Here is a 13,588-nt window from a genome sequence, read left to right as displayed (position 1 = left end):
TCAAACCACTGCCAGCCAGTCCCGCACCTGCTCGGCGGGCATGGCGCGCGAATGCAGCCAACCCTGGAAAAACTCGCAGCCGATGTCGCGCAGCAGCTGCAGCTGATCGAGTTCTTCGACACCTTCGGCCACCACCTCCAGATCCAGTGCATGGGCCATATGCACAATGCCGCCCATCAACCTGTCACGGCAGGGCGAGGGAAACAGGAACTCCCGCCCCAGCTTGACGCGCTGCAGCGGCAGATATTGAAGATAGGCCAATGACGAATGGCCGGTGCCGAAATCATCCAGCGCAATCGTCACTCCCAGCCGAGCCAGCCCCTGCAGCACTTCGCTCCCCTGAGCGGGATTGATCATGGCCTGGGATTCGGTCACTTCCAGCTCCAGCCATTGCGGCGGGACCTGATAGCGCTGCAGACAGCTGCTGACCTGCTCGACCAGATTCACCTGCCGCAGTTGATAGGCAGAAAGATTGACCGCTACCCGCAACGGCGTACCGGCCTTGAGCCACAAAGCGATCTGCTTGCAGGCTGCGTCGAGCACATAGTTGCCCAGAGCCACGATCTGGCCCGAGGCCTCGGCCACCGGAATAAAGCGCGCCGGACTGACATTGCCCAGCAAGGGATCATGCCAGCGCAGCAAGGCCTCCACAGCCACCACAGCGGCGCTCTCGACCTTGACCTGAGGCTGGTAGTGCAGTTGCAAGCCACCATAGCTGAGCGCCATGCGCAAGCGCTCGGCCAGTTGCACGCGTTCGGCCATTTCCTTGCCCATGGCGGGTTCGAAAAACACCGCATGGCCGCGCCCCTGGCCCTTGGCGCTGTACATGGCCATATCGGCAAAGCGCATCAGGTCGTCGCCAGTCTGCGCATCGTCGGGATAAAGGGCAATGCCCACGCTGGCACCGAAATCCAGCGCCAGCCCGTCATGCTTGAAGGGGATGGAGAGCGCCGCCAGTATCTGCTCGCTCCAGAAACGGGCCCGGGCCGCATTCTCACCCACCAGCAGCACCATGAATTCGTCGCCACCCAGGCGTGCCAGCACGCCCTCGCTGCGCAGCTGGGACTTCAGCCGCCTGGCGACCTCCCGCAGCAGTTGATCGCCTGCTGCATGGCCGTAGCCGTCATTGATGGCCTTGAAGTTGTCGAGATCAAGTTGCAGCAGGGCCAGTGCTTCGCCGTCGGCTTGCGCGAGCTTGAGTTGCTCCTGCAGCTCCTGGCCGAATTGCCAGCGATTATTGAGTCCGGTCAGGGTGTCCTTGGTGGCCTGAAACTTCAGGCGTTGCTGCATCTGATGCAACTCCGTCACATCGCGCACAAAGGCTATGGCCAGACCTTTGTCGTCATCGCCAAAATAGCCAAGAGCAATGTCCACCGGCACGGCATTGCCCTGCTTGCGCTGCAGCCACAGCACGCCACCCAGCCCCATGGGCCGGCGCGATGGCTGGGCGAAGTAGCTGCGCAGGTAATGGCCATGCCCGGCCTGAAACTCGGGCGGCAGCAGCGTGTCCAGCGCCTGCCCTTCGAGCTCGCCGCGCCCGTAGCCTGAAATGGCCTGCATGGCGGCATTGGCCGTCACGATGTTCCCGTCACGATCCACGAGCAAAATGCCGTCCGGAGCGGCATCCAGCGCCTGCTGCTCACGCCGGCTCAGCATGGCGGAAAGACTCACCCCCTCCTGCCAGGCCGACATGGCCAGTCGCAGCCGGCGCTGACAGTCCGCCAGCGCTGGTTCAGACACCGGTTTGAGCATTGAAGAAAAAGGGCACTCGGCCATACACAGACTCCAGATATCCACTCTGGCGTCCCTGCGTGCAGCCACTCCCCATGCTGCATCAACGGCCTGCATGCCCAACTCTAGAAAAGTCGGATCGAGCCTTGCCAAGTGTTTGAAGTCGCTCACTATGCGCGCGACATCGCACGCTCTCCTTGCGCTATATCAAACACCAACATGTAACAATAATTTTCAGAATTCGAGACCAATGCTGCTGGTCGCGACAGCTTCAGCCCAGCAGTGCCTTCACGTCCTGAGTCAGCAACTGCGGCCCCGCGCCGTAGCGCTCGTACACGCGCAACCGGCCCTGGGGATCGAAAAGATAGGTACCGGCCGAATGATCGAGGGTGTAAGTTCCGTCAACCTTGCCTGGCACCTTCTTGAAGAAAATCTTGAAATCCTTGGCCACGGCAGCAATCTCGTCGGCCGTACCGCTGAGCCCTACAAAGCTCTCGTCGAAGTTGGCCAGATAGGCCTTGAGCACCTCAGGCGTATCACGCTCGGGATCCAGAGACACAAACACGGCCTGCAGCTTGTCGCCATCGGTGCCCAGCGCCTGCTTGACTTCAAGCAACTCCTGCAGCGTGGTGGGGCAGACATCAGGACACTGGGTGTAACCGAAGAACACGGCCACCACCTTGCCCGAGAAGTCCTTGAGGCTGCGCTTTTTTCCGTGGACATCGGTGAGCGGAATGTCCTTGGCGTAGTCTGCGCCCGTCACATCCACGCCCTGAAACTTGGGCTTGCTATCGTCCTTGCAGCCAGTCAATGTCAATGTGGCCGCACCGGCCAGTGTTGCGGCGCCTAAAGCGCCGAGTACGCGCAGCGCAGCTCGTTTATCCATGGTCGATCAGGCTAGGTAGTGATCCACCAGCAGCGCAGCAAACAGCAGGCTCAGATGGATCAGGGAAAAGCGGAAGGTCTTGCGTGCCAGCGCATCCGAGTAGTTGCGCAGCAGTGCCCAACCATAACCGCAAAAGCCCAACCCCAGAATCACTGCGGCAAAAAGGTAGAGATAGCCACTCATGCCCACCACAAAAGGCAGCAGACAGCCGGCAAACAGCACCAGGGTATAGAGAAACACCTGCAGCCGCGTGAAGGCATTGCCATGCGTGACCGGCAGCATGGGCAGACCGGCGCGGCGGTAATCCTCCACTCGGTACAGCGCCAGCGCCCAGAAATGCGGCGGCGTCCAGAGAAAGATGATGAGAAAAAGCAGCAGGGCTTCATGCCCAACCTGCCCCGTCATCGCCGCCCAGCCCAGAACGGGCGGCATGGCACCCGATGCCCCGCCGATGACGATGTTCTGCGGCGTCAGGGGTTTGAGCACCAGCGTGTAGATCACGGCGTAGCCGATGAAGGTGGCCAGCGTCAGCCATAGCGTGAGCGCATTCACGGCCAGCAGCAAGATGGCGGAACCTGCTGCGCACAGCAAGGCCGAAAACAGCAGGGCCTGGGAATGCGAGAGCTCGCCGCGCGCCGTGGGCCGCCAGGCCGTGCGCTTCATGCGCGCATCGATGCTGCGCTCGACCAGGCAGTTGAAGGCCGCTGCCGCTGCCGCAACCAGCCAGATGCCCGCGCAGGCCGCCAGCATGCGGCCCCAATCCTGCCAGCCGGGAACGCCCGGCACGGCCAGCACCATGCCGATGAAGGCGCAAAAGACGATGAGCTGCACCACCTTGGGCTTGGTCAGCGCGTAGTACTGCACCCAGCGCGAAGCAGCCGCTCCTGCAGCCGGAACAGCGCCGTTCAAATCCGAGATTTCTGCCTGCATGCGGCCCTCCTCGCTGACTGTGATTCAGATGGCTGGCAGTGCCTTGCGAAAGCAGGCTAAAGCCGGTTTCAACACCTATTTCTGTGCTGCATCGACCGTAGCCCGCCCGGCCTCGTCCCATGAGGCAGAGGCGCGCAGCAGCCGCTCCAGATCGCGCCTGGCCTTGCCGGCCGTGGCTTTATCCATGCTTGCTGGAAAGCGCATCATCCAATGACCCTGCGGATCGACCACATACAGATGCTCGTCCAGTGCATGCCCGACCTCGGGCTTGAGCCAGTTGCCGATGACTGCAGCGGGCACACGTACCGTTATGGCTTGCTCGACAGCCGGCAGGATTTTTTCAGGCACAGGCTGCTGGTCGCTGATGAGCCAGACCCAGTCCAGCCGGTCTTTTTCACGGCCCAGGGTTTCACGCAGCTGGCGCTGCAGATAGAGATGATCCTGACAGCGTTGCCCGCAGTCCCCGGCACTGGTGCTGAGCAGCAACCACTGGCCCTTGAGGCTGCTCAGATTTACGCTGCGTCCGTCCAGCGTATTGGCCTGTACCTCGGGCAGACCGGGCTGCTCGGCAATCAGCTCACCATAGCTGCGCTGCTGCGAAGGACGCAACACGTAGTAGGTGAAGTAGGAGGCCAGCACCGGGGCCGCACAGACCAGCAGCACGGCCAGCATCTTCCAGCGACCGCTGCGCGCCAGCTGCTCCTGCTGTGTGCGGCTTTGTGCGGGATCGGGCAGGCCGTGGACCGCAAAGCTCAGCGGTTCATCCCTCGGGCTGCGCTGCGCGGCGGCCGGGGTAAAAGCGTCGGACGAGTTGAAACCAGACATAGAGCAACACCACCAAGACACTGAGTCCGAACCACTGAAAAGCATAGCCGTAGTGCTTTTGCACACCGGCATTGATCTGCGGCCAGTCGCGCAGCAAGCCTTCGCTGGCGCTGCCGCTTTGCACCACGCTCAGCGCCAGCAGCGGCAAGCCGCTTTGCTGCGCCCACAGGGCAATGTCTGCATTCTGTCGGATGCGCGACTTTTGCTCATCAGGGTCTGCCCCGCCATGGGCCGCTTCCAGCTCCATCAGCCTGGACGGCGGTGCCTCCAGCCTGCCCTCGATGCTGACCAGGCCTGCAGGCGTCTGCACCTCGGGCAGGAGCGCGCGGTCCATGAAGTTGCGTGGTGCCCAGCCACGCTGCACGACGACGACCCTGTGCCCGTGAGGCGCACTCAGTCTGAAAGGCGTGAGCACATAGAAGCCGGCTCGACCCTGCATCTGCCGGTTGTCCAGAAACACGGTCTGCTCGGCCAGCCACTGGCCCTGCAGTTGCACGGGTCGATGCAGCAGCGTCGCCTGTTGCGCTTGGCCGATGGATTCGGATGCCAGCGGCACTTCTGCTGCCAGTTGTGCGTTATGCCAGGGCTCCAGCACCTGTTGGCGCGTGATGGCATCAAAGATGGCCTGCTTCTGCGCTGCCCGGCCCAGTTGCCAAAAGCCCAGCGATGCTGTGGCGGCCACGCAGATCAAGGCCGCCGCAGAAATCAGTAGAAACCGCCAGAGGTCTGGAAATCGGGAAATGCGCACCAGATAATCCGTTCATGAAATTCGTGATCATTCTCGCCTTTCTCGCCATTTTGGCGAGTCTCGGCAGTGCGCTGTTCTTCATGATGCGCAGGGGCGACGACAGCGAAAGCTCGGAGGCCGACGACGCCGAGCGCAGCCGCAAGATGTTTCGCGCCCTGGCCCTGCGTGTGGCTTTGTCGGTTGCGCTGTTTCTCTGCGTTCTGATGGCGGCCAAGCTGGGATGGATACAGCCCACGGGCTGGCAGCCCGGGCAATAGACCACTTTGAGTCGCGCAGGATAACGCTCCTAAAACAAAAGCGCCTTGCGCCTTCCACTCATCGAATTCAGCATTGTTTAATGCTGAAACTGATGTTGGTCATGCGCAAGACGCTTCTATTTTTGAATGTCTTACATCCAGTACACGAGGATGTAGAGAAAGACCCAGACCACGTCCACAAAGTGCCAGTACCAGGCAGCCCCCTCAAAGCCGAAGTGGTGCTTGTCGGTAAAGTCCCCCTTCATCAGGCGTATGGTGATGAAGAACAGCATCAGCATGCCCACCAGCACGTGGAAGCCGTGAAAGCCCGTCAGCATGTAGAAGGTGGAGCCGAAAACGCCCGAGTTGAGCTTGAGGTTGTAGTCGTTGTAGAGATGGTGGTATTCGTAGCCCTGCACGCAGAGGAAGACGAAACCCAGAATCACCGTCATCCACATGAAGCTGATGCAGCGCGCGCGGTTGTTGACCTGCAGCGCATGGTGGGCGATGGTCAGCGTCACGCCCGAGCTCAGCAGCAGCGCCGTGTTGATGGTGGGCAGCCAGAACGGGCCCACGGTCTTGAAAGGCTCGACAATATTCGCGGGCGACGCCGTGGCACCGGGGGCAACGCTGGGCCACACGGACTGAAAGTTGGGCCACAGCAGCTCGTTGGCCAGGCTGCCCAGCGCCGGCACCGAGTGCGCGCGAGCCCACCACAGCGCAGTGAAGAAGGCGCCGAAGAACATCACCTCCGAGAAGATGAACCAGCTCATGCTCCAGCGGTAGGACAGATCGATCTTGCGGCTGTTGAGCCCGGCCTCGCTTTCGCGCGCTGCATCGCGGAACCAGACGAACAGCACGGCCAGCCACCAGACCAGACCGACGAACAGGGAATACATTCCCCATTCGTGACCATTGATCCAGGTGCCTGCGCCCAGAATCACAAAGAACAGACCGATGGCCGCCATCACGGGATGGCTGGATTCGGCTGGCACATAGTAGTAAGGGGTTGCGCCCTGCGGGGTTGCACTCATCACTCGGCTCCTGACTCTGTTGATCGTTGTTTTGACCGACGCTCCACTATCACTTGCACTGCATTCGCCACACCTGTTTCGGCCAAGGCTAAACGACCAGGTTGACGATCCATATCAACGCTAATACCAAGGCAAAAATCGCTACCAGCCCCACGGCAATCACATGCAGCGGCGTGATGCTGGCGAAATCCTTTTCGTACTCCTTACCCTTGCGCACGCCCAGCATGGCCCACGCGACGGCCACGATGCTGCGCCAGAATCCGGTCTTCTTGACGTCCTGAGTCATGAACTGCCTCCGGGCGTGACGACTGCCGCCGTGCTGGCATCGGGCGCTGCGGGGGTCTTGCCGCCCACCTCGAAGAAGGTGTAGGACAGCGTGATGGTCTTCACATCCTTGGAGATGCGCGGATCGATGACGAAGGCCACCGGCCACTCACGCTTCTCGCCGGGCTCCAGCGTGTACTGCGAAAAGCAGAAGCACTCCAGCTTGTTGAAGAAGGCCGTGGCCTGGCGCGGTGCATAGCTGGGGATGGCCTGGGCGGCCATGCGCCGGTTCTGCACGTTCTGGAACTCATACATCACCGTGGCCAGCTCGCCGGGGTGAACCTGCACCGAACGCATGGCCGGCTTGAAGTCCCAGGGACCGCGAGCATTGGCATCGAACTCCACGGTGATGGTGCGGCTGGTGTCGATCTGGCTGTTGGGCGGAAGCTTCACGTCGCGGCCCGCCACGCCGGCGCCGGGCACCTGCTTTTCGGACAGCGACAGGATGTTGATGCCCGTCAGCTCGCAGATATGCTTGTAGATGGGAATGAGCACATAGCCAAACGCAAACATGCCCAGGGCAACGATCGCCAGCTTGCCCACCATCTTCGCGTTTTCCTTGGCTATGCTCACCTCAAGCTCCTCCACTCGTTGCCATCGGGCTGCTTCAATGCAGCCAGGCCATCTTCACCACAAATCCGATAAAGAACACGACAGCCGTGGAGGCCAGGATCAGCCCCAGCCTCAGGTTGTTCTTGCGTTGCTCCTGGGTCGTCATACGCGCCTCCTCAGGCTATCACCTTCGTCGCGGTTTCATCGAGCTTGGGAGGCGTCTCGAAGGTGTGGAACGGCGCCGGAGAAGGCACTTCCCATTCCAGACCCTCGGCCGCTTCCCAGGGTTTTTGCGGTGCCTTCTCGCCATGGCCGCGCATGGCGGGCCAGACGACGAACAGGAAGAAGTACACCTGCATCAGACCGAAGCCAAAGCCGCCGATGGAGGCAATCATGTTGAAGTCGGCGAACTGCATGGGGTAGTCGGCATAGCGACGCGGCATGCCAGCCAGACCCAGGAAGTGCATGGGGAAGAAGGTGATGTTGAAGAAGATCAGCGAGCCCCAGAAATGGATGCGGCCACGCGTCTCGGAATACATCACGCCCGTCCACTTGGGCGACCAGTAGTAATAGCCTGCAAACATGGAGAACAGCGAACCGGCCACCAGCACATAGTGGAAGTGGGCCACCACGTAATAGGTGTCCTGCAGCTGGATATCGATGGGCGCCATGGACAGTATCAGTCCCGTGAAGCCCCCCATGGTGAACACGAAGATGAAGCCCACCGCGAACAGCATCGGGGTTTCAAAGCTCATGGAGCCGCGCCACATGGTGGCCGTCCAGTTGAACACCTTCACGGCCGTGGGCACGGAGATCAGCATGGTCGCGTACATGAAGAACAGCTGACCCGTGACCGGCATGCCCGTGGTGAACATATGGTGGGCCCAGACGATGAAGGACAGGATGGCAATCGCCGCCACGGCATAGACCATGGAAGTGTAGCCAAACAGCTTCTTGCGGCTGAAGGCGGGCACGATCTGGCTGACGATGCCGAAGGCCGGCAAGATCATGATGTAGACCTCGGGGTGACCGAAGAACCAGAAGATGTGCTGGTACATCACCGGATCGCCGCCGCCCGCAGGATTGAAGAAGCTGGTGCCGAAGTGGCGGTCGGTCAGCGTCATGGTGATGGCGCCGGCCAGCACGGGCATCACGGCGATCAGCAGGTAGGCGGTGATCAGCCAGGTCCAGGCAAACAGCGGCATCTTCATCAGCGTCATGCCGGGCGCGCGCATGTTCAGGATGGTGACGATGATGTTGATCGCGCCCATGATGGAGCTGGCACCCATGATGTGCATGGCAAAGATGCTGGTGTCCATGGACGGACCCATCTGCAGCGTCAGCGGGGCATACAGGGTCCAGCCGGCCGCCGGCGCACCGCCGGGCATGAAGAACGAGCCCACCAGCATGATGCCGGCAGGAATCAGCAGCCAGAAGCTGAAGTTGTTCATGCGCGCAAACGCCATGTCGGACGCACCGATCTGCAGCGGCAGCATCCAGTTCGCGAAGCCCACGAAGGCCGGCATGATGGCGCCGAACACCATGATCAGGCCGTGCATGGTGGTGAGCTGGTTGAACAGCTCGGGGTTGACGATCTGCAGGCCGGGCTCGAACAGCTCGGCACGGATCAGCATGGCCAGAATGCCTCCCACCATCAGCATGGTGAAGGAGAACAGCAGGTACATCGTGCCGATGTCCTTGTGGTTGGTGGCAAACAGCCAGCGGCGCCAGCCCGAGGGCATGGCGTGGTGATGGTCGTCGTGCCCATGGTCGTGACCATGGCCCTCATGGGTGTGGACGGGAGGAACTACGGCGCTCATATTCTTTTCTCCAATCGGTCTCTATACCCGGGGCTTACTTCGCGGCCGTGATGTCAACACGGCGTGCCTGCTGGTCCGCGCCTGCCGCAGCCGTGATGGTTTCGGGCTTGCGCAGCTCGATGCGGTCACCGGCAATGCCGCTGTCCTCCAGCAGCTTGGCCACGGCCTTGGCTCGCTCCTTGGCCAGCTCCGCGTTCTTGTCGGCGTTGCCGGTGGAGTCCACAAAGCCCGACAGAGCAATCTTGCCGTCCTTGTGGGCACTCCAGTACTCGGCCGCCTTCTTCACCGCAGCCTGGGCCTTGTCGTCCAGCACGCTCTTGCCGGTCTCGAAAAAGACTTGATAAGGGCCGGCGTCGCTGGCCTCAGCGGCTGCGCCTTGCGCAGGGGCGGCGGAGTCAGCAGCAGGAGCTGCGGGTGCAGCACTGCCTCCGCCTTCAGGAAACTTGCCGCCACGCGCAGCCACGAACTGAGCGGGCTGCACCAGCTGGCCGGTCTGGTTGCTCCAATGGTTCTTGGCAAAGGTCACCACTGCGGCCAGTTCGGTGTCGCTCAGCTGCTTCCAGGCCGGCATGGCACCGTTGGCGCGACCTTCGAGCACGGCGTGCATCATGTCGGCCGTGGGGCCCAGGACCACGGAACTGCCGTCCAGCGGCTTGATGGGACCGGCTCCCTTGCCATTGGCCTGGTGGCAGGCAGCGCAGTTGGCGGCATAGACTTTTTCGCCACGTGCCACCAGATCGGCCAGCACCCAGACCTTGTTCGGATCATCGGCCTTGGCGGCCAGCTTCTTCTTCTCTCCGGCCACCCAGGCGGTGTAGGCTTCGGCAGACAGCACCTTCACATGGATGGGCATGTAGGCATGCTCCTTGCCGCACAACTCGGCACACTGGCCGTAGTAATCGCCGGTCTTCTCGGCCTTGAACCAGGTATCGCGCACGAAGCCCGGAATCGCATCCTGCTTGATGCCAAAGGCCGGCACCATGAAGGAGTGGATCACATCGTTGGCCGTGGTGATGATGCGCACCTTCTTGCCCACCGGCACGACCAGTGGGTTGTCGACCCTGAGCAGGTAATCGTTGGGCGCATTGCTCACATCGCCGCTGTTGGACATCTGGCGCTGGGCATTGTCCAGCGTGGAAACAAAGCCCAGGCCTTCGCCCTCGCCGCTCAGATAGTCATAACCCCATTTCCACTGATAGCCGGTGGCCTTGATCGTGAGGTCGGCATTGGTCGTGTCCTTCTGTGCCACCAGCACCTTGGTGGCGGGCAGCGCCATCAGAATCACGATGATGAAGGGAGCAACCGTCCAGGCCACCTCCACCTTGACCGATTCATGAAAGTTCGCAGCCTTGGCACCCTGGGATTTGCGGTGCTTCCAGATGGAGTAGAACATCACCCCGAACACCGCGATAAAGATCACCGTGCAGATGATGAGCATCATCCAGTGCAGCCAGTGCTGCTCCACGGCAATGCGTGTCACAGGCGGATGCAGATTGAGCTGGTTGACGGCAGGGCCTCCCGGCAGATCCTGCGCCGCATAGGCCATGGAACTACCCCACGCCGCCAAGGCCAAACTCCAGGGAACCAGCTTGGTGGAAATGTTTTTCATCGTTTTCACTTACCTCTAAGCCTCAGTTGTCCACTCGCTCACACCGCTTCGTGCCGCTGCCGGCCAGAAGGCTGTGACACTCACACTACCTCGCGAACTTCAACGCAGCATGCCCCAGAATTTGATAGCACTGTCTGCGCGCATTCACTAATGCATGTACCGGAAACCCATGCCAATCGACCTTGCGTAGGCAGGCCTGACCGGACTTGAAACTCGTACTGGCAAGCGCATCTCACGGCAAGTGCCGGAGATGGCTGAAACTGGCCTGGCAGCCAAGACAGAAGGGAAGAAGATGGGACGTCCCTGCACCGCGACAACCGCCGGGCACAGGGATGCGTCAGCGCAGCAAAAGGCTGGCTTGTGGTGATGATGAAATGCGAAAACCGGCCGCTGTCGAACCCGCTGGCCAGTCCCCTTGGCAAAGCGAAACACCCGATATCTCCCCTGGCGGCTTGGGCCGCACTGTCTGGTTTCCTTCAGGCAGGAGAGAAGCCCAAAGGATTGCTGCTATCCATGAAATAACTAGGGGAAATTGTAGGCAGCTTTGTGTCGAATCAATGACCGGAAAACGACAGATGTGCTATCGCAAACCCGTGTTGCGGGGCTGCTTGAGCATGGCCTTCATGTCTTCCAGCGACACGGCGCTGTTGGCTTCCAGACGCAGTTTGGGCTGCGGTTTGTAGGCGTGGCCATAAACGATCTCGAAGGTCAGCGAGAGCTGTCCATCGGGCTGCTTGTCGGCCCAGCGCTCCGCCATTTTCTGCAGCAGCCCGGCCTTCCAGCCACGGCCGCGCAGACCGGCAAAACGCCCGGGGTGCAGATTGCGGCCCAGTTCGCGCAGTTCCTGCAACAGACGCTGCGGCGTGGCAAAGGTCAGGGTGATGCGCTCCATATCCATCACCGGCTCGGCAAAGCCGGAATGCACCAGCATGTCGCCCCAGTCATGCATATCGGTAAACGTATGACCTGCCGGCCCCCAGCCCAGTTCGGCGTAGAGCCGATGCAGCTGCTGCACCGTATCCGGCCCGAGGCAGGAGAACATGACATAGCCGTCGACCTTGAGTGCCTTGTGCCAGCGCTCGATCAGGGTCTGCGGATCGGCTGCCGTATGCAGCAGCATATTGGCCCAGAGCATGTCCATGCTGGCATCTGCGGGCGCCCCCATCTGCACGGCAGCCCCCTTCCAGCGCGAAAGCTGCCACCAGCGGCTGCCGAGCTTGTCCTGGGCCACGGCCTCGCGGCGGGCTACGGGTTCATAGATCGTGCATTCGGCCTGCGGATAGCGCTCGCGCAGCAGTTGGTGAGCCTGCATGCCGCCGCGAACCGGCTCCCAGTGACACCATTGCTCAGGCGGCTTCACGATCCAGTCCAGGCGCTGCTGCATGCGACTGGCCACCTCTTCGTGCAACCAGGGGGATTCGGCCGGAGCGGCCATTTGCCAATGGTTTGCAGCTGCAGAATCAATTGTTGGAGGCAGGACGTGGGACATGGGCGGACAGAAGCAGGCAGAGAGTCGAGCGAGCCGCTCACCAACTGCCGGAGTAAAGATCAATGCGGCGCGAGTATATTGATTCCATGCCCGACCTTCATGTGACATGGCTTTCACACCTGCGCCGCCAGCAGCAGCGTTGGCTGGATGCCTTGCCCAGCCAGTGCGCAATCTGTGGACGCTGGCCGGGGCCGCGTATCTGCCGCGACTGCCATGCACGCTGGGCCCAGCACAAGCACCGCTGCCACAGCTGTGCCCTGCCGCTGCCGGCTCTGGTCAGCCTCTGCGGCAACTGCCTCAAGCAACCACCCCGACTCAAGCGCTGCACCGCCGCGCTGGACTATGCCTACCCATGGCAAAACCTCATCACACGCTACAAATTTCAGGCCGACCTGGGGTTGGTGCGCAGTCTGGGCAGGCTGATGGCCGGTCACCCCGAAGTCAGGGAGCAGTTACGGGCCTGCGATGCCTTGCTGCCCATGCCGGCCTCCGCACAGCGCGTGCGCGAGCGCGGCTTTGACCACAGCCTGCTGCTGGCACGCTCCCTCTCTGAGCAATACGACAGGCCTTTGCCCTTGCTGAGCGAGGCTGTGCAACGCCAACACCTGGAGCTGCCCCAACATGCCTCCAGCCGGGAACAAAGACTGCGCCAGCTGCGCGGCATTTTCAGCCTCGCCCCGGCTCGACAGGCTCTGGTGAAAGGGCGGGAGATTTTGCTGCTCGACGACGTGATGACCACCGGTGCCACGCTGGATGCACTGGCAGGCTGCCTGCTGTCGGCCGGCGCGGCATCGGTCAGCGCCGTCGTGCTGGCACGCACGCCTTGACCCATATTCGCCAGTCTGGAACTGCGAAGGCGGCAGCGTGGGTCAAAGCCGGGCTGCACAATAGCGCCCCATGTTTCATATCGTTCTTGTGGCGCCCGAGATCCCTCCCAACACGGGCAATGTCATCCGTCTGGCCGCCAATACGGGTTGCAGCCTGCATCTGATCGAGCCGCTGGGCTTTTCCATGGAAGACCGGCATATGCGCCGCGCCGGACTGGACTATCACGAGTACGCCAATGTAGCCCGCCACGCCAGTTGGGACGCCCTCCTCGAAACCTGTCAGCCGCAGCGCGAGCGTATGTTCGCCATGACCACGCATAGCAGCAGCCCGGCGCATGCCATGGAATTCAAAGCTGGCGACTGGCTGGTCTTTGGCTCTGAAAGCAAGGGCCTGCCACCCGAGGTGCGCGCCCAGTTCCCCAACGAGCAGCGACTGCGCCTGCCCATGCTGGCATCTCAGCGCAGCCTGAACCTATCCAATGCCGTGGCCGTAACGGTGTTCGAAGCCTGGCGTCAGCAGGGCTTCGCGGGTGCTGCCCTTGCAGAGCCCAAGACGGCTCTTTAAGTTCCCGCTTAT

The 13,588-nt window shown here is 61.6% G+C and carries 15 protein-coding genes; 3 read left to right on the top strand and 12 right to left on the bottom strand.

Annotated features, from left to right (window positions below; genetic code table 11):
* From EIC84_RS11285 to EIC84_RS11265, 5 genes are all read right to left on the bottom strand, one after another.
* Window positions 1-1,776: a bifunctional diguanylate cyclase/phosphodiesterase gene (locus tag EIC84_RS11285; RefSeq protein ID WP_003071294.1), complete on the bottom strand. Its 1,776-nt coding sequence runs from the start codon at window positions 1,774-1,776 to the stop codon at window positions 1-3.
* A 226-nt stretch (window positions 1,777-2,002) separates the two neighbouring features.
* Window positions 2,003-2,617, bottom strand: coding sequence for an SCO family protein (locus EIC84_RS11280; protein WP_034363575.1), 615 nt, complete (start codon window positions 2,615-2,617; stop codon window positions 2,003-2,005).
* Between the two features lie 6 nt (window positions 2,618-2,623).
* On the bottom strand, window positions 2,624-3,547 hold the full coding sequence (cyoE, locus tag EIC84_RS11275) for a heme o synthase (RefSeq protein WP_003071289.1): 924 nt from the start codon (window positions 3,545-3,547) through the stop codon (window positions 2,624-2,626).
* Window positions 3,548-3,622: 75 nt separating this feature from the next.
* A complete protein-coding gene (locus tag EIC84_RS11270) occupies window positions 3,623-4,372 on the bottom strand; it encodes a hypothetical protein (protein WP_003071287.1) in 750 nt (249 codons plus the stop codon).
* On the bottom strand, window positions 4,308-5,120 hold the full coding sequence (locus tag EIC84_RS11265) for an SURF1 family protein (RefSeq protein WP_003071285.1): 813 nt from the start codon (window positions 5,118-5,120) through the stop codon (window positions 4,308-4,310). The genes EIC84_RS11270 and EIC84_RS11265 overlap by 65 nt, the downstream gene beginning before the upstream one ends.
* A gap of 14 nt (window positions 5,121-5,134) precedes the next feature.
* Between EIC84_RS11265 and EIC84_RS11260 the strand changes: the two genes are divergently transcribed.
* On the top strand, window positions 5,135-5,377 hold the full coding sequence (locus EIC84_RS11260) for a twin transmembrane helix small protein (RefSeq protein ID WP_003071283.1): 243 nt from the start codon (window positions 5,135-5,137) through the stop codon (window positions 5,375-5,377).
* A 131-nt stretch (window positions 5,378-5,508) separates the two neighbouring features.
* On the opposite strand, the gene EIC84_RS11255 is transcribed toward EIC84_RS11260, so the two are convergent.
* From EIC84_RS11255 to EIC84_RS11230, 7 genes are all read right to left on the bottom strand, one after another.
* Window positions 5,509-6,390 carry a cytochrome c oxidase subunit 3 gene (locus EIC84_RS11255; protein ID WP_003071278.1) on the bottom strand — a complete coding sequence of 294 codons (882 nt, stop codon included), beginning with the start codon at window positions 6,388-6,390 and terminating at the stop codon, window positions 5,509-5,511.
* Window positions 6,391-6,478: 88 nt separating this feature from the next.
* Complete coding sequence (locus EIC84_RS11250; protein WP_003071276.1) at window positions 6,479-6,676, bottom strand: DUF2970 domain-containing protein; 198 nt, start codon at window positions 6,674-6,676, stop codon at window positions 6,479-6,481.
* Entirely contained in the window at window positions 6,673-7,287 is a 615-nt protein-coding gene (locus EIC84_RS11245) for a cytochrome c oxidase assembly protein (RefSeq protein WP_034353987.1), read from the bottom strand. The genes EIC84_RS11250 and EIC84_RS11245 overlap by 4 nt, the downstream gene beginning before the upstream one ends.
* A 34-nt stretch (window positions 7,288-7,321) precedes the next feature.
* Entirely contained in the window at window positions 7,322-7,432 is a 111-nt protein-coding gene (locus tag EIC84_RS26325; protein WP_003071272.1) for a cytochrome oxidase small assembly protein, read from the bottom strand.
* A gap of 10 nt (window positions 7,433-7,442) precedes the next feature.
* On the bottom strand, window positions 7,443-9,086 hold the full coding sequence (gene ctaD, locus EIC84_RS11240) for a cytochrome c oxidase subunit I (protein WP_003071270.1): 1,644 nt from the start codon (window positions 9,084-9,086) through the stop codon (window positions 7,443-7,445).
* Between the two features lie 34 nt (window positions 9,087-9,120).
* Window positions 9,121-10,695 carry a cytochrome c oxidase subunit II gene (gene coxB, locus EIC84_RS11235; RefSeq protein WP_034363573.1) on the bottom strand — a complete coding sequence of 525 codons (1,575 nt, stop codon included), beginning with the start codon at window positions 10,693-10,695 and terminating at the stop codon, window positions 9,121-9,123.
* A gap of 580 nt (window positions 10,696-11,275) precedes the next feature.
* Window positions 11,276-12,184 (bottom strand): class I SAM-dependent methyltransferase, encoded by a 909-nt coding sequence (locus EIC84_RS11230; protein WP_041744309.1) that lies wholly within the window; start codon window positions 12,182-12,184, stop codon window positions 11,276-11,278.
* A gap of 86 nt (window positions 12,185-12,270) precedes the next feature.
* On the opposite strand from EIC84_RS11230, the gene EIC84_RS11225 reads away from it, so the two are divergent.
* On the top strand, window positions 12,271-13,011 hold the full coding sequence (locus EIC84_RS11225; protein WP_034363610.1) for a ComF family protein: 741 nt from the start codon (window positions 12,271-12,273) through the stop codon (window positions 13,009-13,011).
* Window positions 13,012-13,081: 70 nt separating this feature from the next.
* Complete coding sequence (gene trmL / locus EIC84_RS11220) at window positions 13,082-13,576, top strand: tRNA (uridine(34)/cytosine(34)/5-carboxymethylaminomethyluridine(34)-2'-O)-methyltransferase TrmL (protein WP_003071265.1); 495 nt, start codon at window positions 13,082-13,084, stop codon at window positions 13,574-13,576.
* Window positions 13,577-13,588 lie beyond the last annotated feature (12 nt).

Source organism: Comamonas sp. A23, from assembly GCF_004522605.1.
Classification (GTDB): Bacteria; Pseudomonadota; Gammaproteobacteria; order Burkholderiales; family Burkholderiaceae_C; genus Comamonas; species Comamonas thiooxydans.
Note: the sequence above shows the minus strand (reverse complement) of the source record. Positions and strands in the feature narration are given on the sequence as shown.